This is a genomic window from Hydrogenophaga sp. PML113, assembly GCF_001777155.1.
In the GTDB taxonomy this organism is placed as follows: Bacteria; Pseudomonadota; Gammaproteobacteria; order Burkholderiales; family Burkholderiaceae_C; genus Hydrogenophaga; species Hydrogenophaga borbori.
In genome coordinates, this window is the sequence record NZ_MIYM01000005.1 from 34,744 (window position 1) to 57,431 (window position 22,688).

17 protein-coding genes are annotated in these 22,688 nt (G+C 72.2%); 14 read left to right on the forward strand and 3 right to left on the reverse strand.

Annotated elements, in window-relative coordinates; all coding sequences use genetic code 11:
* The 4 genes from BHU06_RS11170 to BHU06_RS11185 are packed head-to-tail and all read left to right on the forward strand — an operon-like array spanning nucleotide 1 to nucleotide 4,075.
* Nucleotides 1–1,176, forward strand: a complete 1,176-nt coding sequence (locus BHU06_RS11170) for a CaiB/BaiF CoA-transferase family protein (RefSeq protein ID WP_070399270.1) — start codon at nucleotides 1–3, stop codon at nucleotides 1,174–1,176.
* Nucleotides 1,173–1,709, forward strand: coding sequence for a DUF2889 domain-containing protein (locus BHU06_RS11175; protein WP_070399271.1), 537 nt, complete (start codon nucleotides 1,173–1,175; stop codon nucleotides 1,707–1,709). The genes BHU06_RS11170 and BHU06_RS11175 overlap by 4 nt, the downstream gene beginning before the upstream one ends.
* On the forward strand, nucleotides 1,706–2,515 hold the full coding sequence (locus tag BHU06_RS11180) for an enoyl-CoA hydratase-related protein (RefSeq protein ID WP_070399272.1): 810 nt from the start codon (nucleotides 1,706–1,708) through the stop codon (nucleotides 2,513–2,515). The genes BHU06_RS11175 and BHU06_RS11180 overlap by 4 nt, the downstream gene beginning before the upstream one ends.
* Before the next feature lie 33 nt (nucleotides 2,516–2,548).
* A complete protein-coding gene (locus tag BHU06_RS11185; RefSeq protein ID WP_070399273.1) occupies nucleotides 2,549–4,075 on the forward strand; it encodes a cryptochrome/photolyase family protein in 1,527 nt (508 codons plus the stop codon).
* A gap of 9 nt (nucleotides 4,076–4,084) precedes the next feature.
* On the opposite strand, the gene BHU06_RS11190 is transcribed toward BHU06_RS11185, so the two are convergent.
* Complete coding sequence (locus tag BHU06_RS11190) at nucleotides 4,085–5,077, reverse strand: sodium-dependent bicarbonate transport family permease (RefSeq protein ID WP_070399274.1); 993 nt, start codon at nucleotides 5,075–5,077, stop codon at nucleotides 4,085–4,087.
* A gap of 88 nt (nucleotides 5,078–5,165) precedes the next feature.
* On the opposite strand from BHU06_RS11190, the gene BHU06_RS11195 reads away from it, so the two are divergent.
* The 8 genes from BHU06_RS11195 to tcuB all read left to right on the forward strand — a co-directional run bounded on the left by BHU06_RS11195 (nucleotide 5,166) and on the right by tcuB (nucleotide 18,895).
* Nucleotides 5,166–6,053: a LysR family transcriptional regulator gene (locus BHU06_RS11195; protein ID WP_070399275.1), complete on the forward strand. Its 888-nt coding sequence runs from the start codon at nucleotides 5,166–5,168 to the stop codon at nucleotides 6,051–6,053.
* Between the two features lie 163 nt (nucleotides 6,054–6,216).
* Nucleotides 6,217–7,428: an efflux RND transporter periplasmic adaptor subunit gene (locus tag BHU06_RS11200; RefSeq protein WP_070399276.1), complete on the forward strand. Its 1,212-nt coding sequence runs from the start codon at nucleotides 6,217–6,219 to the stop codon at nucleotides 7,426–7,428.
* 106 nt (nucleotides 7,429–7,534) lie between these two features.
* Entirely contained in the window at nucleotides 7,535–10,660 is a 3,126-nt protein-coding gene (locus tag BHU06_RS11205) for an efflux RND transporter permease subunit (protein WP_070399277.1), read from the forward strand.
* Nucleotides 10,661–10,666: 6 nt separating this feature from the next.
* Complete coding sequence (locus BHU06_RS11210) at nucleotides 10,667–13,810, forward strand: efflux RND transporter permease subunit (RefSeq protein WP_070399278.1); 3,144 nt, start codon at nucleotides 10,667–10,669, stop codon at nucleotides 13,808–13,810.
* Nucleotides 13,811–13,814: 4 nt separating this feature from the next.
* Complete coding sequence (locus tag BHU06_RS11215; RefSeq protein WP_070399279.1) at nucleotides 13,815–15,242, forward strand: efflux transporter outer membrane subunit; 1,428 nt, start codon at nucleotides 13,815–13,817, stop codon at nucleotides 15,240–15,242.
* 9 nt (nucleotides 15,243–15,251) lie between these two features.
* Nucleotides 15,252–16,217 carry a LysR substrate-binding domain-containing protein gene (locus BHU06_RS11220; RefSeq protein WP_070399280.1) on the forward strand — a complete coding sequence of 322 codons (966 nt, stop codon included), beginning with the start codon at nucleotides 15,252–15,254 and terminating at the stop codon, nucleotides 16,215–16,217.
* Between the two features lie 100 nt (nucleotides 16,218–16,317).
* A complete protein-coding gene (tcuA, locus tag BHU06_RS11225) occupies nucleotides 16,318–17,733 on the forward strand; it encodes an FAD-dependent tricarballylate dehydrogenase TcuA (protein WP_070399281.1) in 1,416 nt (471 codons plus the stop codon).
* Nucleotides 17,720–18,895 (forward strand): tricarballylate utilization 4Fe-4S protein TcuB, encoded by a 1,176-nt coding sequence (gene tcuB / locus BHU06_RS11230; protein WP_070399282.1) that lies wholly within the window; start codon nucleotides 17,720–17,722, stop codon nucleotides 18,893–18,895. Before tcuA ends, tcuB begins: the two co-directional genes overlap by 14 nt.
* Nucleotides 18,896–18,931: 36 nt before the next feature.
* Here the strand turns inward: tcuB and BHU06_RS11235 are convergent, their stop codons facing one another.
* Together BHU06_RS11235 and BHU06_RS11240 are read right to left on the reverse strand one after the other, a co-directional pair.
* Nucleotides 18,932–19,339: a hypothetical protein gene (locus tag BHU06_RS11235; RefSeq protein WP_070399283.1), complete on the reverse strand. Its 408-nt coding sequence runs from the start codon at nucleotides 19,337–19,339 to the stop codon at nucleotides 18,932–18,934.
* Nucleotides 19,340–19,389: 50 nt separating this feature from the next.
* Nucleotides 19,390–20,325, reverse strand: a complete 936-nt coding sequence (locus tag BHU06_RS11240) for a LysR substrate-binding domain-containing protein (RefSeq protein ID WP_070399284.1) — start codon at nucleotides 20,323–20,325, stop codon at nucleotides 19,390–19,392.
* Between the two features lie 158 nt (nucleotides 20,326–20,483).
* Here BHU06_RS11240 and BHU06_RS11245 point away from each other — a divergent pair, with 158 nt between their 5' ends.
* Nucleotides 20,484–21,734 (forward strand): ABC transporter substrate-binding protein, encoded by a 1,251-nt coding sequence (locus tag BHU06_RS11245; protein ID WP_070399285.1) that lies wholly within the window; start codon nucleotides 20,484–20,486, stop codon nucleotides 21,732–21,734.
* A 69-nt stretch (nucleotides 21,735–21,803) separates the two neighbouring features.
* Nucleotides 21,804–22,679 carry a branched-chain amino acid ABC transporter permease gene (locus BHU06_RS11250; RefSeq protein ID WP_070399286.1) on the forward strand — a complete coding sequence of 292 codons (876 nt, stop codon included), beginning with the start codon at nucleotides 21,804–21,806 and terminating at the stop codon, nucleotides 22,677–22,679.
* Nucleotides 22,680–22,688: the final 9 nt, after the last annotated feature.

Sequence of the window (22,688 nt, forward strand, 5' to 3'; positions counted from 1 at the left end):
ATGCCCGGACCGCTCGCCCACCTCACCGTCATCGAGCTCGCGGGCATCGGCCCCGGGCCCTTCGCCTGCATGGTCCTGGCCGACCTGGGCGCCACCGTCATCCGGGTCGACCGCCTGCCGGGCCCGCCCTCGCGCGGCGGCCTGGAGGACCTGATGCGCAACGACAGCATCGTGGACCGCGGCCGCCAGTCGATCGCCGTGAACACGAAGGACCCCCGCGGCGTGGAGGCCGTGCTTCGGCTGGTCGCGTCCGCCGACGTGCTGATCGAGGGCTTTCGCCCCGGCGTGACCGAGAAGCTGGGCCTGGGCCCCGAGGCCTGCCGCGCGCGCAACACCCGCCTGGTCTATGGCCGCATGACGGGCTGGGGCCAGAGCGGCCCGCTGGCCCAGACCGCCGGGCACGACCTCAACTACATCGCGCTCAGCGGCGCGCTGCACGCCATGGGCCCGGCCGACCGGCCGCCCGCGCCGCCGCTCAACCTGGTGGGCGACTACGGCGGCGGCGGCATGCTGCTGGTGGTGGGCGTGCTGGCCGCGCTGGCCGAGGCCCAGCGATCGGGCCAGGGCCAGGTGGTGGACGCCGCCATGACCGATGGCGCGGCCCTGCTGATGAGCGCCCAGTACGGGCTGATGGCCAAGGGCTTCTGGCAGGACCGCCGCGAAAGCAACTTCCTCGACGGCGCGGCGCATTTCTACGGCACCTACGAATGCGCCGACGGGCGCTACGTGTCCGTGGGCGCCATCGAGCCCCAGTTCTACCGCCAGTTGCTCGAACGCTGCGGCATCGAGGACCCGGCTTTCCAGCGCCAGTGGGCGGCCGGCGAATGGCCCGCATTGCGTCAGAAGCTGGAAACGCTGTTCCGCACCCGCACGCGCGACGCCTGGTGCGCGCTGCTGGAGGGCACGGACGCCTGCTTCGCGCCCGTGCTGTCGATGGCGGAGGCGCCCGCGCACCCGCACAACGCCGCGCGCGGCACCTTCGTGCGCGGCGAGGACGGCCTGGTGCAGCCCGCGCCCGCACCGCGCTTCGACCGCACGCCCGCGCAGCTGCCGACGCGCGCGCCTGTGGTGGGCGCCGACACGCGCGCGCTGCTGGCGCGGGCCGGCTACGCATGCGCCGACATCGAGACCCTGTGCGCGGCCGGCGTGGTGCACGCCGCGCAGGCGGTGCGATGAGCGGGCGCCGGCCGCTGCACCTGCGGCGCGTCCAATGCGAGGCCTTTGAGCGCGAGGATGGCCTGATCGACCTCGACGGCCTGCTCATCGACACCAAGCCGCAGCCGCTGCAGCTGGTGCACCGCGCGGTGCCGGCGGGCCAGGCCATCCACCAGATGCGCGTGCGCCTGACCATCGACCGCGAGCGCCGCATCGTCGACGCCCGCGTGTCCAGCGACCACGCGCCCTACGCGGACTGCCGCGGGGTCGAGGCGGCCTACCGACAGCTCGTGGGCCTGCGCATCGAGCCGGGCTTCACCCTGGCGGTCAAGCGCCTGTTCCGCGGCACGGCGGGCTGCACCCACATGACCGAGCTGCTGCCGACCCTGGCCAGCACGGCCTTCCAGGTGCTGTGGGCCAGCGGCGAATTCGCCGATGCCGAGGCCGTTGCCACCCAACGCCACTCGCCGCTGGGCGGCTGCCACGCGCTGCGCCTGGACGGCGATGTGGTGCGCACCTACTTCAAGGAACACGCCCGGGAGACACCGCCATGAAGCCAGCCGTCCTGTTCGAGTCACGCGAAGGCATCGCCACGCTGACCCTCAACGAAGGCGATCGCCTCAACCCCCTCAGCCCCGCGCTGCAGCAGGGCGCGCTGGACGCCTTGCGCCGCGTGCGCGAGGACCGGTCCATCCGCGCCCTCATCCTCACCGCCGCCGGTCGCGCCTTCTGCGTGGGCGCCGACCTGAACGACTTCAGCGAACGCGCGAAGGACGCCTCGCGCGGCTCGCTGGGCACGCAGGTGGGCCAGATGCTGGACCAGACCGGCAACCCCCTGGTGGCCGAGCTGCGGTCCCTGCCCGTGCCGGTGGTCTGCGCCGTCAACGGCGTGGCGGCGGGTGGCGGCGTGGGCCTGGCCCTGGCGGCCGACCTGGTGATCGCCGCGCGCTCGGCCTACTTCTACCTGCCTTTCGTGCCCGCGCTGGGCGCCGTGCCCGACATGGGCGCGAGCTGGGCGCTGCCGCGCGCCGTCGGCCGCGCGCGCGCGCTCGGCCTGGCGCTGCTGGGCGACAAGCTGGACGCGCCGCGCGCGGCCGACTGGGGCCTGATCTGGGCCTGCGTGGACGACGCCGCGCTGGTCCAGGAAGCCTGGTCCCTGGCCAGGCGCCTGGCCGCGCTGCCGGGGCACGCCATCGCCGAGACCCGTGCGCTGTTCGCGGCCAGCGAGCGCAACCACCTAATGCAGCAGCTGGCGCTGGAGCGCGAGCGCCAGGCCGAGCTGATCGACGGCGAGTCCTTCGCCGAGGGCATGCGCGCCTTCATCGAGCGGCGGCCACCGGTGTTTCGCGGGCGGGGCTGAACCACCGCCCGGGCGCCGTGTAAGGTGCGCGGGATGAGCCTCCCGTGCCGCCACCTGGTCGTCGTGCTCGGCGACCAACTCGACCCCCAGAGCAGCGCCTTCGATGGCTTCGACGCCGCGCGCGACCGCGTGTGGATGTGCGAGGCCACCGAAGAGAGCACGCACGTCTGGAGCAGCCAGCAACGCATCGTGCAGTTCCTGGCCGCGATGCGGCACTTCGCGGCCGCGCTGCGCGAGCGGGGCCTGCCGCTCGACTACGAAACCCTGCGCGAAGGCGGCCTGGCCGATGCGCTGGGCGAGGCGCTCGTGCGCTGGCGCCCGCAGCGCGTGCGGCTCACCTGGCCGGGCGACTGGCGGGTGCTGCAGGCGCTGCGCCTGGCGGTGGGCGACACGCCGCTCGATCTGCTGGAGGACCGGCACTTCTTCTGCAGCGCCGAGCGTTTCGCCCGGCACGCGCGCGGGCGGCGGACCTTGCGCCTGGAGACCTTCTACCGCGAGATGCGGCGAGAACACGGCGTGCTCATGGACGGCGACGGCCCCTGCGGCGGCGTCTGGAACCTCGACAGCGAGAACCGGTCGGCCTTCGGCACGCAGGGCCCGGGCTTCCTGCCGCCGCCCGCGCGCTTCGAACCCGACGCGCTCACCGCGGAGGTGATCGCGCTGGTGCGCGCCCGCTTCGGCGAGCATCCCGGTCAGGCCGAGCCGTTCGGCTGGCCCGTGACGCGCGCGCAGGCGCTGCAGGCGCTGCACCAGTTCATCGACGAGCGCCTGGCGCACTTCGGCCACTGGCAGGACGCCATGTGGGGCGGCGAGCCCTGGCTCTACCACGCGCAGCTCTCGGCGGCGCTCAACCTCAAGCTGCTCCATCCGCGCGAACTGGTCGCCGCCGCCGAGGGCGCCTGGCGCGCGGGGCGCGTGCCCCTGGCCTCGGCCGAGGGTTTCATCCGCCAGATCCTGGGCTGGCGCGAGTACGTGCGCGGCGTCTACTGGCTGAAGATGCCGGCGTACGCCGACCACAACGCGCTGGACGCGCGGCTGGCGCTGCCGGCCTGGTACTGGAGCGGCGACACGCCCATGCGCTGCCTGTCCGATGCCATCGGGCAGACGCTGCGCCACGGCTATGCGCACCACATCCAGCGCCTCATGGTCACCGGCCTGTTCGCGCTGCTGTACGGCGTGGAGCCGAAGCAGGTGCATGCCTGGTACCTCAGCGTCTACGTGGACGCGGTCGAGTGGGTCGAACTGCCCAATACGCTGGGCATGAGCCAGTACGCCGACGGTGGCCTGCTCGCCAGCAAGCCCTACATCGCCACCGGCCGCTACATCGAGCGCATGAGCGACCACTGCCGCGGCTGCCGCTTCGACCCCGGGCAGCGCACGGGCGATCGTGCCTGCCCGTTCACCACCCTGTATTGGGACTTCCTGGTGCGCCACGCGGCGCGCTTCGCGGCGCACCCGCGGCTGGCGCCGCAGATCAGGCACCTCGATCGGATCGGCCCCGAAGAGCGCGCCGCCATCGCCGCGCGCGCCGCCTGGGTGCGCGGCGGCGGCCTGGGCTGAGGCGCCGCCTCAGAGCGCCGTCGCCAGCCAGGTGTAGAGCGGGATGCCCAGCAGGATGTTGAGCGGGAAGGTCAGGCCCAGCGACAGGCCCAGGTAGAGCGAGGGGTTGGCCTCGGGCACGGCGTGCCGCAGCACGGCGGGGACCACGATGTAGGACGCGCTGGCGCTCAGCACCATCAGCAGGGCCGTGTCGGCCGGCGGCAGGCCGAGCAGGCGCGCCAGGGCGAGGGCGATGGCCGCGTGCGTCAGCGGGCCCAGGACCGCATAGGCGATGAGCACCGGCGAGGCGCGCCGCGCGTCGGCGAAATTGCGCGCCACGAGCAAGCCCATGTCGAGCAGGAAGAAGGCCAGCAAGCCCTTGAACAGGTCGCCCGCGAAGGGCTGCATCACGGCCCGGCCCGCGTCACCGCTGACCCAGCCCACCACCAGCGAGCCCAGCAGCAGGAGCTGCGCGCCGTCGGTGAAGGACTCCCGCAGGATGCCGCGCAGCGGCGTGCCGCCGGCCCCCGGCGACAGGGCGGCCTGCCCGGCCCCGACCACGATCGTCGCGCGCGAGGCGTGGCGCGCGGCGTTGGCCAGCAGCACCGCCATCAGGATCGCGGGCGACTCCATCAGCACCATGGCCACGGTCATGTGCCCGCCCGGCGCCAGCCCCAGGTTCTCCAGGTGCTGCGTGGCGGCAACGAAGCTCACCGCGCTGACCGAGCCGTAGGCCGCGGCCACGGCGGCGGCGTCGAAGTGGGAGACGCGGTGCCGCAGGAAGGCATACCCCAGCGCGGGCACCAGGAAGGCCATGAACAGCGCCGCGGCCAGGCTGCCGAGCATGGCCGGCGTGAGGCCCGCGGCGGCCAACGCGAAGCCGCCCTTGAGGCCCAGCGCCATCAGCAGGTAGAGCGAGAGGAATTTGCCGATGGCGGGCGGGATCTCCAGGTTGGAGCGCAGCGCGCCGGCGAGTACGCCGAAAACGAAGAACAGGATCGCGGGGTCCAGCAGGCCGGTCATGGGGAAGCTCCAGGTTGGCCGGCATGCTAGGCAATGGAGAGTGCTTCGTAAAATCGATTTATCCGGGCGTTCACATAGGAAAAAATCTATGAATGTGAGTTTTCGGCAATTGCGCCTGTTTCTCGCCCTGCACGAAACCGGCAGCGTGAGCGGCGCCGCGCGGGCCATGCACGTGACCCAGCCCACCGCCTCCATGCAGCTGCGCGAGATCGGCGAGGCCGTGGGCCTGCCGCTGTACGAGGTGATCGGTCGCAAGGTGCACCTCACGCCGGCCGGGCTCGACCTGGCCCGGACCGCGCGCGCCATGGTGCGCGAGTGGGACAGCTTCGGGCAGCAGGTGGCGGCCACCAAGGGCCTGGCGCGCGGCCGGCTGAAGGTCTCGGTGGTGAGCACCGCCAAGTACTTCGTGCCGCGCCTGCTGGGGCGTTTCTGCCACAAGCACCCCGCCATCGACGTCGCGCTGGAGGTGCTCAACCGCGACGGCGTGGTGCAGCGCATGCGCGAGAACCTCGACGACCTCTACATCATGTCCATGCCACCCGCGGACCTCGCGGTCGAGGGCGAGGTGTTCATGGCCAATCCCCTGGTCGTGATCGCCGCCTCGCGCCACCCGCTGGCCCGCGGCCAGGGCCTGGCGCTGCGCGCGCTGGCCGAGCAGCGCTTCATCCTGCGCGAGCGCGGCTCGGGCACGCGCATGGCCAGCGACCGGCATTTCCGGGCCGAGCGCTTCGTGCCGGACGTGCGCATGGAGCTGGGCAGCAACGAGGCCATCAAGGAGGCGGTGGCCGGTGGGCTGGGGCTGGGCGTGGTGTCGCAGCACGCGCTGCACGGCCACTCGCGCGAGCACGGCGTGGTGGTGCTCGACGTGCAGGGTTTTCCGATCGCCTCGCAATGGAGCATCGTGCACCTGGCCGGCAAGCGCCTGTCCCCGATCGCCCTGGCGTTTCGCGACCACCTGCTCGGCCATTCCCGCTGAAGGGCCCGGTGCCCCCGCGCGCGGCCGCGGCGAGGGCGCCCGCGCGGCCGGGTCTTTCAGGTCGGTGTTGTTGCGACTGGCTATCATTTGCCGCGATACCCCCCCGACGCGCCCCGCGGCGCCTCGCGCGCGCCGCGCCGCCCGCGCTTTCCACGCTGTTCCCATGCCCGAATCCGATCGAACGCCCGCGCCCCCGTCTCACCGTTCCTGGGCGCGCGGCCTGCTCTGGCTGGGCCTGTTGCTGGCCGGGGGCGCGGCGGCCTGGTGGTTTCTGCTGCGCCCGCCGCAGACGCCGCCGCCGGCGCCCAGCCAGTGGCGCGGCCCGGTGGCGGTGCGCGTGGAGCCGGCCCGCACCGAAGACTTCACCGTGCAGGCGCGCGCCGTTGGCACCGTGGCGCCCTACAACACCGTGGTGGTGCGCAGCCGCGTCGCGGGCCAGCTGGCCCGCGTACTGGTGCGCGAAGGCCAGCGCGTGGCGCGCGGCCAGCTGCTGGCCGAGATCGACCCGGAACCGCTGCGCGTGGCGCTGGCCCAGGCGCAGGGCCAGCAGCAGCAGAACCTGGCCCAGCTGCGCAACGCCGAGAGCGAACTCGCGCGCTACGAGCAGCTCTTCACGCGCGACGCCATCGCCCGCCAGCAGCTGGACCGCCAGGCCGCGCTGGTGCAGCAACTGCGCGGCACGCTCAAGGCCGACCAGGCGCAGGTGGACAACGCGCGGCTGCAGCTCTCCTACACCCGCATCGAGGCGCCCATCGCGGGCCGCGTGGGCCTGCGCCGGGTGGACGCCGGCAACCTGATCGCCGCCAACGACGCCAACGGCCTGTTCACGCTCACGCAGACGCAGCCCGTGGCCGTGCTCTTCAGCGTGCCCGAGCCCCAGGTGGCCGACGTGCGCGCCGCGCACGCGGACAAGCCCCCACCCGTGGTCGAGGCCTGGGACCGCGACAACCGCCAGCGCCTGGCCGTCGGCCGCCTCGATACGCTGGACAACCAGATCGACGCCGCCACCGCCACGCTGCGCCTGAAGGCGCGCTTCGAGAACGCGGACGACGCGCTCTTTCCCAACCAGTTCGTCAACGTGCGCCTGGCGCTGCGCCAGCTGCCCGGCGCGGTGACCATCCCCACCGACGCGGTGCAGCACGGCTCGCGCGGCAGCTATGTCTACGTCATCGCCGACAACAAGGCCCGCGTGCGCGACCTCGTGCTGGGCCCGGCCAGCGGCGGGCGCACCGTGGTGACGAAGGGCCTGGCCGAGGGCGAACCGGTGGTGCTCGAAGGCCTGGACCGTTTGGAGGAAGGCCGCGCGGTGAAGGTGGTGCAGGCCACCGAGCTGCCGGCGAACTCACCGCTCGCGCCGGACGCCGCCCCGCGCTGACGTATGAAACACCCCCGCCGCGCTTCGCGCGACCCCCTCCAGGGGGCGGCGCCTGCGGACCGGCAAAGCCGGTTCCGCGGCACCCACGAGCGACGGAGCCACTGAAATGTCCACGCCCTCCCTCTCGCGCCCCTTCATCCTGCGGCCGGTGGCGACCTCGCTGCTGATGCTGGCGGTGCTGATCGCCGGCCTGCTGGCCTGGCGCCAGCTGCCGGTGTCGGCGCTGCCGCAGGTGGACTACCCGGTCATCCAGGTCTTCACCTTCCAGCCCGGCGCCAGTCCCGACGTCACCGCGCGCACCGTCACCGCACCGCTGGAGCGCCGGCTCGGCCAGATCCCGGGCCTGGCGCAGATGTCGTCCACCAGCTCGGGCGGCGCCTCGGTCATCACCCTGAAGTTCGCGCTGGAGGTGGACCTGGGCGTGGCCGAGCAGGACGTGCAGGCCGCATTGCAGAGCGCCAACAGCCTGCTGCCGTCCGACCTGCCGGCGCCGCCGATCTACCGCAAGGTGAACCCGGCGGACGTGCCCATCCTCACCCTGGCCATCTCGTCCGAGACCCTGCCGCTGCCGCGCGTGGTCGACCTGGTGGACACGCGCATGGCGGGCCAGCTCTCGCGCCTGCCCGGGGTCGGCCTGGTCAGCCTGGCGGGCGGGCAGCGCCCGGCCATCCGCGTGATGGCCAACAGCCGCGCGCTGGCGGCCAACGGCCTCACGCTGGAGGAGCTGCGCGCGGCCATCGCCGCCGCCAACAACAACCAGCCCAAGGGCAGCTTCGACGGCGCGCTGCGCAGCACCATGCTCGACGCCAACGACCAGCTGCGCTCGGTGGCCGAGTACCGGCGCCTGATCGTGGCCTGGCGCGACGGCGCGCCGCTGCGCCTGGCCGACGTGGCCCAGGTGGAAGAGGGCGCCGAGGACCGTTTCCTGGCCGCCTGGGCCGGCATGGCCTGCGCCGAAGGCCAGCCGGCCGGCGGCTGCGGCCTGGCGCCGGCCGTGCTGCTCAACATCCAGCGCCAGCCCGGCGCCAACGTCATCGCCGTGGCCGACCAGGTGCGCGCGCTGCTGCCGCAGCTCACCGCCACGCTGCCGGCCACGGTGAAGGTGCAGGTGGTGTCCGACCGCACCGAGAGCATCCGCGCCTCGGTGCGCGACGTGCAGAAGGAGCTGCTGTTCGCCATCGCGCTGGTGGTGCTGGTCACCTTTGTCTTCCTGCGCACGCCGGCGGCCACGCTCATCCCCAGCGTGGCCGTGCCGCTGTCGCTGGTCGGCACCTTCGCGGCCATGCTGCTGCTGGGCTACTCGCTCAACAACCTGAGCCTGATGGCGCTGACCATCGCCACCGGCTTCGTGGTGGACGACGCCATCGTCATGCTGGAGAACATCGCGCGCCACCGCGAGCAGGGCGCGGGGCCCATGGAGGCAGCGCTCAAGGGCGCCAGCGAGATCGGCTTCACCCTGGTCTCGCTCACGGTCTCGCTGGTGGCGGTGCTGATCCCGCTGCTGTTCATGGCCGACGTGGTGGGCCGCCTGTTCCACGAGTTCGCCGTCACCCTGGCCGTGGCCATCGCCATCTCGCTGGTGGTCTCGCTCACGCTCACGCCCATGATGGCCGCGCGCCTGCTGCCGCGCCCGCCCGCGCACGGCGAGCAGCGCGACTGGCTGAGCGGAACCATCGAGCGCTACGGCCACGCGCTCGACTGGGTGCTCGCGCGCCAACCGCTGGCCCTGCTGGCCCTGGCCGCCACGCTGCTGCTCACCGGCCTGCTCTACCTGGCCGTGCCCAAGGGCTTCTTCCCGGTGCAGGACGCGGGCGCGATCCAGGTGGTGACCGAGGCGCCGCAGAGCGTGTCCTTCGGCGCCATGGCCGAGCGCCAGCGCGCGCTGGCCGAGGCCCTGCTGGCCGAAGCGCCGGTGCAGAGCATCGCCTCCTACATAGGGGTGGACGGCAGCAACGCCACGCTCAACAGCGGGCGCATGCTGATCACGCTGGCGCCGCACGCGCAACGCTCGGTCTCGGCCGGCGAGCTGATCGACCGCCTGCGCGAGCGTGCGCGTGGCGTGGGCGGCATCCAGGCCTGGTTCCAGCCGGTGCAGGAGCTGGGCATGGAAGACCGCATCAGCCGCACGCAGTACCAGTTCACCCTCAGTTCGCCCGACGGCGCGCTGCTGGCCGAGTGGAGCGAGCGCCTGTTGCAGGCCCTGGCGCAGCGGCCCGAGCTGGCCGACGTGGCCGGCAACCTGCAGCGCGAGGGCCTGCAGGCCTACCTGGAGGTGGACCGCGACGCCGCCGCCCGCCTGGGCCTGCGCATGAGCGACATCGCCTCCGCGCTGCAGAGCGCCTTCGGCCAGCGCCAGGTCAGCACCCTGTTCACGCACGCCAGCCAGTACCGCGTGGTGCTGGAGAGCGACGACGCGGCGCGCGGCGGCCTGCAGGCGCTGGAGGGCGTGTACGTGCGGCCCGCCGGCGGCGCGGCCGATGCGCGTCCGGTGCCGCTGTCCGCCGTGGCGCGCGCGGTGGAGCGGCGCGCGCCACTGGCCATCGAGCACCAGGGCCAGTTCCCGGCGGTCACTCTGTCCTTCAACCTCGCGCCCGGCCATTCGCTGGGCGAGGCCGTGGCCGCCATCGATGCCGTGCGGCGCCAGATCGAGCTGCCGATCGCCGTGGAGCTGGCCTTCCAGGGCGCGGCCGAGGGCTTCCGCAGCTCGCTCACCAACACGCTGTGGTTGATCCTGGCCGCCGTGGTGGTGATGTACCTGGTGCTGGGCATGCTCTACGAGAGCGCGGTGCACCCGCTGACCATCCTGTCCACGCTGCCCTCGGCCACGGTGGGCGCGCTGGCCGCGCTGCTGCTGGCGGGCCGCCCGCTGGACCTGATCGCGGTGATCGGCGTGGTGCTGCTGATCGGCCTGGTGAAGAAGAACGGGATCATGATGGTGGACTTCGCGCTCGACGCCCAGCGCCGCCTGGGCCTGTCGCCGCGCGAGGCGATCCACCGCGCCGCGCTGCTGCGCTTTCGCCCCATTCTCATGACCACGCTGGCCGCGCTGTTCGGTGCCGTGCCGCTGATGCTGGCCAGCGGCTCGGGCGCCGAGCTGCGCCAGCCGCTGGGCATCGTCATGGTGGGCGGCCTGGTCGTGAGCCAGGTGCTCACCCTGTTCACCACGCCGGTGGTCTACCTGGCCTTCGACCGCCTGGCGCGCCGCCGCGCCGCGCGCGCCCCGCTGGCCTGAACCGCCATGCACGCGCTGGCCCGCTTCTTCATCCGCCGCCCCGTGGGCAGCGCGATGCTGGCCGCCGCCATCGTGCTCGCCGGCCTGCTGGCCCTGCGGCTGCTGCCGGTGGCGCCGCTGCCGCGCGTGGACTTCCCCGTCATCCAAGTGCGCGCCAGCCTGCCCGGTGCCAGCCCCGAGAGCATGGCGTCCACCGTGGCCGCGCCGCTGGAGCGCGCGCTGGGCAGCATCGCGGGCGTCACCAGCATCCGCTCCAGCAGCAACCAGGGCAGCACCGGCGTGACGCTGCAGTTCGACCTGAACCGCGACATCGACGACGCGGCGCGCGAGGTGCAGGCCGCCATCAACGCGGTGCGCGGGCAACTGCCGTCCGGCATGGTGGGCAATCCCAGCTTCGTGAAAGTCAATCCCTCGCAGGCGCCCATCATGGCGCTGGCCCTGTCTTCGCCGCGGCTGCCCCCGTCGGCGCTGTACGACAACGCCTCCACCGTGCTGGCGCAGAAGCTCGCGCAGGTGGCGGGCGTGGGCGAGGTCACGGTGGACGGCTCCTCGCTGCCGGCGGTGCGCGTGCAGGTGCAGCCCCAGGCGCTGGCGCACCGCGGCCTGTCGCTGGACGACGTGCGCCGCGCGATCGCCGACGCCAACGCCTGGCGGCCCGTTGGCGCGGTGGAGCGCGACGCCTCGCGCTGGCAGATCGCGCTGCCGGCGCCGCTGCGCACGGCGGCCGATTTTTCGGCGCTGGTGGTGCGCAACGAAGGCGGCGCGCTGGTGCGCCTGTCCGACGTGGCCGAGGTCAGCGACTCGGTGGAGAACCGCTACACCGCCGGTTACCACAACAACCGCCCGGCCGTGGTGCTGCTGGTGAGCCGGCGGCCGGGCGCCAACATCGTGCAGACCGTCGACGCCATCCACGCGCAGCTGCCGCAGCTGCGCGCCTTGCTGCCGGCCGACACGCAGCTGAGCGTGGTGATGGACCGCTCGCCCGGCATCCGCGCCACGCTGCGCGAGGGCCGCTTCACCCTCGTCCTGAGCTGCCTGCTGGTGATGGCCGTGGTCTGGGCCTTCCTCGGCAGCCTGCGCACGGCGCTCATTCCCGCGCTGGCCCTGCCGGTGTCGCTGGTCGGCGCGCTGGCGGCCATGTGGTGGCTGGGCTTCTCGCTCAACAACCTGTCGGTGATGGCCTTGATCGTGGCCGCCGGCCTGGTGGTGGACGACGCCATCGTGGTGCTGGAGAACATCCAGCGCCACCTCGAGCGCGCGCGCGCCGCTCTGGCCGCCACCGGCCGGCGCGAGATCGGCCGGCGCACCGTCTGGCGCGCCGCCTTCACCGGCGCGGGCGAAGTCGGCTTCACCCTGCTCGCCATGAACGGCGCGCTGATCGTGGTCTTCGTCTCCACCCTGTTCATGGGCGGCGTGGTGGAGCGCCTGTTCCGCGAGTTCTCCCTCACCCTGGTGGCGGCCATGCTGATCTCGCTGGCCGTGTCGGTCACGCTCACGCCGGCGCTGTGCGCGCATGGCCTGCCGGCCGGCCCGCGCACGCGCGCGCCGGGCCCGCTGGCGCGCCTCATCGCCACCGCGCTGGCCGACGTGCAGGCCGGCTACGCGCGCAGCCTGGCCTTCGCGCTGCGCCACCACTGGCTCACCCTGCTGCTGCTCGTGGGCACGGTGGCGCTCAACGTCTGGCTCTACGTGGCCATCCCCAAGGGCATGCTGCCGCAGCAGGACACCGGCCAGCTCAGCGGCTTCGTGCGCGGCGACGACGGTTTCTCCTTCCAGGGCATGCAGCCCAAGGTGGAGGCCTACCGCCGCCTGCTGGTGGCCGACCCGGCCGTGGCCGACGTCACCGGTGTCAGCGGCGGGCGCACCGGCACCAGCAATTCCTGGTTCCGCATCCGCCTCAAGCCCCTGGCCGAGCGCGGCGAGCCGGCCTCGGCCGTGGTCGCGCGCCTGCGCGCCGCCGCGCCGCCCATCGCCGGCGGCATCCTGTTCGTGTCGGTCGATCAGGACATCCGGCTGGCCAGCGGCGGCGGTGACGGCGAGTACCTGTTCGTCATGCGCTCCGATTCGCTGGACGACCTGCGCCAGTGGACGCGCCCGGTGGGCGAGGCGCTGCGCGCGTTGCCCGAGCTGGCCGGCGTGGACTTCGGCGCCGGCGAGGATGCGCAGCAGGTGGTGCTGCAGGTGGACCGCGAGGCCGCGCGCCGCCTGGGCGTGGGCATGGACACGGTGACCACCGCGCTCAACAACGCCTTCTCGCAGCGCCAGGTGGCCACGCTGTACGACGCCCTGAACCAGTACCGCGTGGTCATGGAGGCCGACCCGCGCGGCAACAGCGAGCCGAGCGCGCTGGAAGAGGTGCAACTGCTCAACGGCGCGGGCCAGCGCGTGCCGCTCAGCGCCATCGCCACCTGGCGCTATGGCCTCACGCGCGACCGCGTGCAGCACGACGCGCAGTTCGCTTCCGCCGGCATCAGCTACGGCCTGGCGCCAGGCGTGAGCCTGCAGCAGGCGCAGGCGGCCATCGAGCGCGCCGTCAACGGCCTGCTGCTGCCCACCAGCATCTCCACCGGCGAGCGCGCGGGCGACCCGAACAGCCTGCAGGCCACGCTCAAGCGCCAGCCCTGGCTGATCCTGGCCGTGCTGGTCACCGTCTACCTGGTGCTGGGCATGCTCTACGAAAGCCTGCTGCACCCGCTGACCATCCTGTCCACCCTGCCCTCGGCTGGCGTGGGCGCGCTGCTGGCGCTGCGGATCTCGGACACCGAGTTCAGCCTGATCGCGCTGCTGGGCCTGTTCCTGCTGATCGGCGTGGTGATGAAGAACGCCATATTGATGATCGACTTCGCCCTCGCCGCGCAGCGCCAGCGCGGCCTGGCGCCGCGCGACGCCATCCACGAGGCCGCGTTGCGCCGCCTGCGCCCCATCCTCATGACCAACCTGGCGGCGCTGCTGGGCGCGGTGCCGCTGGTGCTGGGCCTGGGCGAAGGCTCGGAACTGCGCCGCCCGCTGGGCATCGCCATCATCGGCGGCCTGGCCGTGAGCCAGCTGCTCACGCTCTACACCACGCCCGTGGTCTACCTGATGCTGGAACGGCTGCGCGCGCGCCTGGGCCCACCCGCCGCGCCCGCGCCCGCCGCCACCACCGCCTGACGCCATGCCCTTGTTGCCCCTGTCCGCTTCCTTGCCCCGCCGCCTCGCGCTCGCGGCGCTGCCGCTGATCCTGGCGGCCTGCGCCAGCGGTGGCCGCGAGGCGCCCGCGCCGCGCATCGAGCTGCCCGCCGGCTTCCGCCACGCCAACGCCGAGGCCGCGCGCGAGCCCATTCACCCCGAGTGGTGGCGCGCCTACGGCGACCCCGAACTCGACGCCCTGCTGCGCCGCGTGGCCGAGTCCAGCCCCGAACTCGCGCAGGCCGAGGCGCGCTGGCGCCAGGCCCTGTCGCAGGTGGACGCGGCGCGCGCGCTGGCGCTGCCCAGCCTCGGCGCGGGTGTTGGCGTCACGCGCAGCGGCGGCGGCACCACCAGCAGCGGCGCCAGCGCCGGCACGCGCCGCCTCTACGACGCCGGCCTGGATCTGTCGTGGACGCCCGACCTCTGGGGCCGCGCCGCGCGCGAGCGCGAGGCCGCCGCGGCCGGCGCCGACGCCCAGGCCGCGCTGCTCGACGCCGCGAGACTGGCGCTGCAGTTGGCCGCCGCGCAAGGCTACGTGCGCCTGCGCGCGCTCGACGCCCAGCTGGCGCTGCAGGCCGAGGCCGATGCCGCCTACACGCGCTCGCTGCAGATCACGCGCCTGCAGTACGAGGCCGGCCTGGTGGCGCGCGCCGACGTCATCCAGGCGGACACGCAGCTGCAGTCCCTGCGCACGCAGGCCTTCACGCTCCAGCGCCAGCGCGCACTGGAGGCCAACGCGCTCGCGCTGCTGGCCGGCGCCACGCCCACGGACTTTCCCGTCGCGGTGCGTGAAGGCGCCTTGCCCGCCGTGCCGCCGGTGCCCGCCGCGCTGCCCGTCGAGCTGCTGCGCCGCCGTCCCGACCTGGCCGCCGCCGAGCGCCAACTCGCCGCCGCGCACGCGCGCCTCGGCATCGCGCAGACGGCCTGGCTGCCGGACCTCACGCTCTCGGCCAGCGCCGGCTGGCAGGCGTCGAGCTTCGCGCGCTTGCTCGACACGCCCTCGCGCGTGTGGTCGCTGGGCCCGCGCCTCGCCGCCACGCTGTTCGACGGTGGTGCGCGCCGCGCCAACGAGGCCCTGTTCGGCGCTACCTACGACGAACAGGCCGCGGCCTGGCGTGCGGGCGTGCTCGCCGCCGTGCGCGAGACCGAGGACGCGCTTGCGCAACTCGCCACCCTGGCCGAGCAGGAGCGCCAGCAGGCGCGCCTGGTGGAACTGGCCAACGAGAACGAGCGCGTGGTCGGCTACCGCTACGAGGCCGGCGAGATCAGCTTCCTGGAAGTGGCCACCGCGCAGAATCTGGCGCTGTCGGCGCGCCGCGCCGCGCTGGACGTGCGCGCCGAGCGGCTGGCGGCGAGCATGGCCTTGGTGGCCGCGCTCGGTGGTGGCTGGCAAGGCCCAGCCGGGAACGACTGAGGACCCGCCATGGAACTGAGGCAACTGCGCTACTTCGTCCGCATCGTCGAACTCGGCTCCATGAGCCGCGCGGCGGCGGAACTCGACATGGTCCAGTCCGCGCTGAGCCAGCAGATCAGCCGGCTGGAAAGCGAACTCAGCACGCGCCTGCTGCAGCGCACGCCGCGCGGCGTGCTGCCCACCGAGGCCGGCATGGCCTTCTTCCGCGAGGCCAAGCTCACCTTGCGCCACGCCGAACAGGCCGCGCGTGCCGCGCAGGCCGCGCGCCTGTCGGGCTCCGTCAGCGTGGGGCTGGCGCCCACCACGGCGGCCGTGCTGGGCCTGCCGCTGATGCAGGCCATGCTCGAGCGCTACCCCGACGTGCGCCTGCACCTGGTGGAGGGCATGTCGGGCCATCTCGCGGCCCAGCTCAAGGCGCGCGAGCTCGACCTTGCCGTGCTGTTCGATCCGCACGCGGGACAGGGGGGGGCCGCGCCGGGTGACCGCCTGATGGACCGCCAGCCCCTGTTCACCGAGGACATCTTCCTCATCACGCAGGCCAGGCGGCGGCTGCGCAAACGCCTGGCGCTCGCCGACCTTGGCGACGAGCCCCTGATCCTGCCCACGCACCCACACGGCCTGCGCCTGACGCTCGACGCCGCCTTCGCACGTGCCGGCATCCGCCCCCAGGTGGTGATGGAGGTGGACTCCTTGTCCATGGTGATGGCCGCCGTGGACGCCGGCCTGGGCAGCAGCCTGCAGCCCTACGCGGCCGTGCACGGCGTCCCCGATGCGCAGCAGCGCCTGCGCCTCTCGCTCATCGACGACGCCCAGGTGCGCCGCACCAACCTGCTGTGCAGTCTGAGCGAGGACGAGCTGTCGCCCGCCGCCCTGGCCACGCGCGTGGTGGTGGTGGACTGCGTCAAGCGCCTCATCGGGGGCGGTGCCTGGCCCGGCACGCGGCTCTGGTCGCCCGACAGGCTTCACAAAGACTGATACCCCCATGCCTGGCGCCCGCTTCCCGGCGAAGCGGCGCCTGCCTAGAGTGCGGCCATCGTCGGCGGAAGGCCGCTGGCGGCTTTCCCGCGAGGCTGGTTTGGAACCCGATGTCCTGGTCATCGGCGGCGGCAACGCCGCCCTGTGCGCCGCGCTCATGGCGCGCGAAGCGGGCGCCAGCGTGCTGCTGCTCGAAGCCGCGCCGCGCGCCTGGCGCGGCGGCAACTCCGCCCACACGCGCAACCTGCGCTGCATGCACGACGCGCCGCAGGACGTGCTGGTCGACGCCTACCCCGAAGAGGAGTTCTGGCAGGACCTGCTCAAGGTCACCGGCGGCATCACCAACGAACACCTCGCGCGCCTGACCATCCGCGCGTCATCGACCTGCCGTGACTGGATGCGCCGCCACGGCGTGCACTTCCAGCCGCCGCTCTCGGGCGCGCTGCACGTGGCGCGCACCAACGCCTTCTTCATGGGCGGCGGCAAGGCGCTGGTCAACGCCTACTACCGCAGCGCCGGGCGCCTGGGCGTGAAGGTTCGCTACGAAGCCCCCGTCGACCGCCTCGAGCTCGAGGACGGCCGCTTCGTCGCCGCCCACCTGCGCGGCGGCGAACGCATCGCCGCGCGCGCCTGCGTGCTCGCGGCCGGCGGCTTCGAGTCCAACCGCGACTGGCTGCGCGAAGCCTGGGGCCAGAACGGGCGCGGGGAATGGCCGGCCGACAACTTCCTCATCCGCGGCACCGCCTTCAACCAGGGCGTTCTGCTCAGGCACATGCTCGACGAGCAGCGGGCCGACGGCATCGGTGACCCGACGCAGGCCCACATGGTCGCCATCGACGCGCGCGCCCCGCTGTACGACGGCGGCATCTGCACGCGCATCGATTGCGTCTCGCTGGGCGTGGTGGTCAACCGAGAGGCGCACCGCTTCTACGACGAGGGCGAGGACTTCTGGCCCAAGCGCTACGCCATCTGGGGCCGGCTGGTGGCCCAGCAGCCGGGGCAGATCGCCTACTCCATCATCGACAGCCAGGCCATCGGCCGCTTCATGCCGCCCGTGTTCCCCGGCGTGAAGGCCGACAGCCTGCCCGAACTCGCGCGCCAGCTCGGCCTGGACGAGAGCACCTTCATGCAGACCCTGAGCCACTACAACGCCGCCTGCCGCGTCGGCCGCTTCGACCACACCGCCCTCGACGACTGCCACACCGAGGGCGTGTCGCCCGCCAAGACGCACTGGGCCCGGCCCATCGACACGGCGCCCTTCTACGGCTACGCACTGCGCCCCGGCGTCACCTTCACCTACCTGGGCCTCAAGACCGACGACACCGCCGCCGTGCGTTTCAGGGACCAGCCCAGCGAGAACCTTTTCGTGGCCGGCGAGATGATGGCCGGCAACGTGCTGGGCAAGGGCTACACGGCCGGTGTCGGCATGTCCATCGGCACCGCCTTCGGGCGCATCGCGGGCACGAACGCCGCCGCCGCCGCCATGAAAAGGGGAGCGCGGCATGCAGGCGCTTGAAGCCCTCGCGCGCGACGCGCGCGCCCTCGCCCAGGGTGAACCCGTGGCGGCCACGGGCCCGGAGGCCGAGGTCGCGCGCCAGCTCCAGATCTGCAACGCCTGCCGCTACTGCGAGGGTTTCTGCGCGGTCTTCCCGGCCATGACGCGCCGGCTCGAATTCCCCAAGGCCGACGTGCACTTCCTGGCCAACCTCTGCCACAACTGCGGCGCCTGCCTGCACGCCTGCCAGTACGCGCCACCGCACGACTTCGCCGTCAACATCCCCAAGGCCATGGCCCAGGTGCGCGGCCAGACCTACGCTGACTGCGCCTGGCCGCCCGCGCTGGGCCGGCTCTACCAGCGCAATGGCCTCGTGCTGTCGGTGGCACTGGCGCTGGGCCTGGCGCTGTTCCTGCTGCTGGCCGCGGCCTTGCAGGGCTCGCTGTGGGCCGGCGCGCCACGCGGCGACTTCTACCGCGTCTTCCCGCACCAGCTGCTCGTGGGCATCTTCCTGCCGGTGTTCGCCTTCGTGGTCTTCGCGCTCGGCATGGGCGTGCGCCGCTTCTGGCGCGACATCAAACCGGTGACCGGGGGGGTGGATGTGGCGGCCCCCGCCGCCGCCGAGGCCACGCACAACGTGCTGCGCCTGAAGTACCTGGACGGCGGCCACGGCGAGGGCTGCCCCAACGAGGACGACGCCTACACCCTCTCGCGCCGGCGCTTCCACCACCTCAGCTTCTACGGCTTCCTGTTGTGCTTCGCGGCCACCAGTGTGGGCACGCTGTACCACTACCTGTTCGGCTGGGTCGCGCCCTACGACCTGCCCAGCCTGCCCAAGCTGCTGGGTGGCGCGGGCGGTGCGATGCTGGTGCTGGGCACGGCGGGCCTGTGGCGCCTGAACCGCCGGCGCGATCCCGCGCATGGCGACCGGGCGCAGAAGCCCATGGACCTGGGCTTCATCGCGCTGCTGTTCCTCACCGCCCTGACGGGCCTGCTGCTCTGGTGGGGGCGCGGTACGCCCGCGATGACCGTGCTGCTGTGCGCGCACCTGGGTGCGGTGATGGCGCTGTTCGCCACGCTGCCGTATGGCAAGTTCGCGCACGGTGTGTTCCGCACGGCGGCGCTGCTGCGGCATGCGGTGGAGAAGCGCTTGCCGAACCCGGTGGGTTTGGGGACGGACTGATCAGGGTGGCGCCGAGGCCAAGGGCCAAGACCGCGCTCAGTCCCGGCAGTACCCTTCCCCGGTCCGGACCTTCAGGCAGTCCTTCTTGCCGGCCAGCCACTTCATGCCCGTCTGCTCGCCGTTACTGGCGCGCAGGACCTCCTTCTTTCCATCGCGCTCGAATTCGACCGCGTCGCCCACCGCCATGCCGACGAAGGTCCTCGGCCCATCCAGGTTCTGCACGGTGACGTCGTAGTGGCCGTTGCCGCCCGTGATGCGGACGAAGGTCCCTTCCGGACCGCTCCATTCGCCGATCCACTGGTCGGTGGCGGGCGCGGGGGGCGGCGTGGGCGCGGCGGGCGCAGGCGCGGGCGGTGGGGTGTCGGCGCCGCGGTCCGAGCAGCCCGCGAGCCACAGCGCCGCGGCCAGGCCCACGGCCAGCTTCCATCGGGATGGGGTGTTCATGGCCGCAGTGTGCCGCGCCACCCCGCGGGCGCAAAGTCCCGCCCCCGCACTCAGATCAGGTTCACCCCGCGCCAGACGCCACCGCGCACCAGGTCCTTCACCGTCTCGCGCAGCTCCGTCCTCACCACCGCCGCCGCCGGCGACAGCCGCGTCGGGTCCACCGAGTACAGGTAGTTCGGCCGCTTCATGTCGGCGTCGGAGAAGGCCAGCGTGCGCCAGCGCTCGCGCATGCGGCCTTCGAGCAGGGCGGCGGCCATGGGTTTGATGGTCACGCCCAGGCCGTCGCGCACGCAGGTCATCAGCAGCGAGAGCGAATCAATCTCGGCCACGACGTGCGCGGTGAGGCTGCGCTGCTCGAACTCGGTGGTGATGCGCCGGCGCAGGCCGTGGATGCTGGTGGGCAGGATCAGTGGCAGCGCCGCCGTCTCGGCGCAACTGATCTTCACGCGCCGCTGCGGCACCAGCTCGCTGTCCTGCGGCAGCATCACGAACAGCTCTTCCTCCACCAGGGGCTCGCAGGGCAGGTCGGGCACGGCGTCGCGGCTGAAGAGAATGGCCAGGTCCAGCTGGCCCATGCGCATCATCTGCGCCAGGTGGCCGCTCATGCCCTCCACCACGTTGAGCACGATGCCGGGGTACTTCTCGCGGATGCGGCGCATGAAGCTCACGCCCACCGCGCACACCGTGGTGGCGGCCAGGCCCACCGAGACCATGCCGTGCACCGAGCCCGGGTCCTGCCGCGCGATGCTCAGCGCCTGCTCCAGCTGGCGCAGCATGAAGCGCGCGTGGTGATGCAGGGCGGTGCCGCTCTCGGTGGGTGTCACGCCCTTGGCGGTGCGGATCAGCAGGGGCTTGCCCACCTCCGCCTCCAGCTTGGCGATCTGCTGGCTCAGCGCGGGCTGGGCGATGAAGAGCTGGCGCGAGGCCTTGGCCAGGCTGCCGCTTTCAACGATCTGAACGAAGTACTTGAGCTGGCGGAAGTCCATGTTCTGCGGTCTCCATCTCTCTCGGGAAAAGGGGTGTTTTCAGGGCTATAGGATTTTCTTCTATCCAGTCTCGGAAAACAGTATTTTTCATCGCTGTCAGCGCTTCCTATCATGCCGTCCGCATCGAGAAGAGAACCCCTACAACGAGGAGACGAGACATGGATCGGACACTGGACCAAGGAACGCGGCGGCGCACGCTGCTCAAGGCTGGCGCGCTGGCCGCCGGCGGCGCGGCGCTGGGTCTGCCCGCGCTGGCGCAGGGCAACGAGCCCATCCGCATCGGCCACCTGACGCCGCTCACCGGCTTCCTGGGCGCGCTGGGCGACTACGCCATGCAGGGCATCAAGATGGCGGTGGGAGAGGTGAACGCCGCCGGCGGCGTGAACGGCCGAAAGATCGAACTGATCAGCGAAGACTCGGTGAACCCGCAGACGGCCTCCAGCAAGGCCCAGCGCATGATCGAGCGCGACAAGGTGCTGGTTCTGATGGGCGAGATCAACTCGGCCTCGGCGCTCACCATCTCGCAGGTTGCGGCGCGCAACAAGACCCTGTTCATGAGCATCGGCGCGCGCTCCGACGCGCTGCGCGGCAAGGACTGCAACCGCTACACCTTCCACGTCGACATCCCGGTCACGGTGATGGTCAACGCGGCCGGCGAGGCGCTGCTGCGCGAGGGTCTGGTCAAGGGCAAGAAGATCTACGCGCTGACCTCCGACTACCTGTTCGGCCACGACCTCTCGCGCGCGGCCAAGCGCTTCTTCACCGCCAATGGCGGCACGGTGATCGGCGACGAACTGGTGCCCACCGACCTGACCGACTTCAGCCCGCAGCTGCTCAAGATCCGTCAGGCCCGGCCCGACCTGGTCGCCACCAACCTGGGCGGCAACCAGGTCACCAACTTCGTCAAGCAGTACGCCGAGTTCGGCCTGCAGTACCCGGTGGCCGGCTTCAACCTCAACACGGCCGACGCCTGGGCCGCGGGCGAAGGCAACCTGGGCGGCATCTGGCCCACGGTGTGGCACCACGAACTCAAGACGCCGGGCTCCGTGGCCTTCGTCGAGCGCTTCACCAAGAAGTACGGCCGCATCCCCGAGAACCACGCCTGGATCGAGTACGTCTCTCTGATGATGCTGGTGCAGGCGATGAAGGAGACCAAGTCGACCGACACCGACAAGCTCATCGCCTACTTCGAGTCGGAAGCCCAGTTCGACATCCTCAAGGGGCGCAAGGCCTACTTCCGCCGCTGGGACCACCAGCTCATGCAGGAGGCCTACCCGTTCACCGTCAAGCCCAAGGGCCAGGCCAAGCACAAGCAGGACTTCCTGCAGTTCGGCGAGGCCGTGCCGGCCGCCAATGAGCCGCTGGAGAAGCTCGCACCGCCCCAATCGGAGAGCGCCTGCAAGATGTGACCGGGTCCTGAACGACCCCGGCCGGCACCCCGCATCGGGTGCCGGCGTCCCCACTTTCCCCACCCTTCCATGCAGATCGTTTTCTTGCTCGAGCAGGTCGTCAACGGCCTGGTGCTCGGGGGCTATTACTTGCTGCTCGCTCTGGGCCTGTCGCTGATATTCAGCGTGGGCGGCATCGTCAACCTTTCGCACGGCGCGTTCTACGCGCTGGGCGCCTACCTCTCGCTGGAGGTGATCCGCTTCGTCGGCTTCGGCCCCAGCGTGGTGATCACGCCGCTGCTGGTGGGTCTGCTGGGCATCGCCTTCGAGCGCTTCCTGCTGCGCCGCTTCTACGCGGCCGACCCCATCCTCAGCCTGCTGGTCACCTTCGGACTGGCGCTGGTGGCGGAGCAGGCGCTGCGCATGATCTGGGGTTCGGCGCCCTTGCCATCGAACATGCCCGCGGCCTTCAAGGGCAGTGTGCTGTTGGGCGACTTCATGCTCTCCAGGTACCGCCTGTTCATCCTGGTGGTGGTCATCCTGGTCATGGGCGGCATCTGGCTGCTGCTGCACAAGACGGCCTTCGGCCGCGTGGTGCGCGCGGGCGTTCAGAAGCCCGACATGGTGGCCGTGCTGGGCATCAGGCTGCAGCCCTACATGACGGCCATCGTGGTGCTGGGCGTGGCCACCGCCGCGTTCGCGGGGGTGCTGTTCGGCCCCATCGCCATCGTGCACCCGGCCATGGGCATGGAGGTCATGACCGTGGCCTTCGTGGTGGTGGTCATTGGTGGCCTGGGCAGCTTCTGGGGTGTGGTGGCGGCGGCGCTGCTGGTGGGCGTGGTGCGTGGCGTCACCACGCACTTCCTGCCGGCGGCCAGCGAAGCCTCCATGTACGTGCTGATGTTCCTGGTGCTGATGTTCCGGCCGCGCGGCCTGCTGGGTGAGCGCATCGAGCGCTTCGAATGAGAACCACAA

Excerpts from the sequence above, each read along its gene's own strand:
- BHU06_RS11170 (WP_070399270.1), top strand. The coding sequence starts at position 1 with ATGCCCGGACCGCTCGCCCACCTCACCGTCATCGAGCTCGCGGGCATC.
- BHU06_RS11175 (WP_070399271.1), top strand. The coding sequence starts at position 1,173 with ATGAGCGGGCGCCGGCCGCTGCACCTGCGGCGCGTCCAATGCGAGGCC.
- BHU06_RS11180 (WP_070399272.1), top strand. The coding sequence starts at position 1,706 with ATGAAGCCAGCCGTCCTGTTCGAGTCACGCGAAGGCATCGCCACGCTG.
- BHU06_RS11185 (WP_070399273.1), top strand. The coding sequence starts at position 2,549 with ATGAGCCTCCCGTGCCGCCACCTGGTCGTCGTGCTCGGCGACCAACTC.
- BHU06_RS11190 (WP_070399274.1), bottom strand. The coding sequence starts at position 5,077 with ATGACCGGCCTGCTGGACCCCGCGATCCTGTTCTTCGTTTTCGGCGTA.
- BHU06_RS11195 (WP_070399275.1), top strand. The coding sequence starts at position 5,166 with ATGAATGTGAGTTTTCGGCAATTGCGCCTGTTTCTCGCCCTGCACGAA.
- BHU06_RS11200 (WP_070399276.1), top strand. The coding sequence starts at position 6,217 with ATGCCCGAATCCGATCGAACGCCCGCGCCCCCGTCTCACCGTTCCTGG.
- BHU06_RS11205 (WP_070399277.1), top strand. The coding sequence starts at position 7,535 with ATGTCCACGCCCTCCCTCTCGCGCCCCTTCATCCTGCGGCCGGTGGCG.
- BHU06_RS11210 (WP_070399278.1), top strand. The coding sequence starts at position 10,667 with ATGCACGCGCTGGCCCGCTTCTTCATCCGCCGCCCCGTGGGCAGCGCG.
- BHU06_RS11215 (WP_070399279.1), top strand. The coding sequence starts at position 13,815 with ATGCCCTTGTTGCCCCTGTCCGCTTCCTTGCCCCGCCGCCTCGCGCTC.
- BHU06_RS11220 (WP_070399280.1), top strand. The coding sequence starts at position 15,252 with ATGGAACTGAGGCAACTGCGCTACTTCGTCCGCATCGTCGAACTCGGC.
- tcuB (WP_070399282.1), top strand. The coding sequence starts at position 17,720 with ATGCAGGCGCTTGAAGCCCTCGCGCGCGACGCGCGCGCCCTCGCCCAG.
- BHU06_RS11235 (WP_070399283.1), bottom strand. The coding sequence starts at position 19,339 with ATGAACACCCCATCCCGATGGAAGCTGGCCGTGGGCCTGGCCGCGGCG.
- BHU06_RS11240 (WP_070399284.1), bottom strand. The coding sequence starts at position 20,325 with ATGGACTTCCGCCAGCTCAAGTACTTCGTTCAGATCGTTGAAAGCGGC.
- BHU06_RS11245 (WP_070399285.1), top strand. The coding sequence starts at position 20,484 with ATGGATCGGACACTGGACCAAGGAACGCGGCGGCGCACGCTGCTCAAG.
- BHU06_RS11250 (WP_070399286.1), top strand. The coding sequence starts at position 21,804 with ATGCAGATCGTTTTCTTGCTCGAGCAGGTCGTCAACGGCCTGGTGCTC.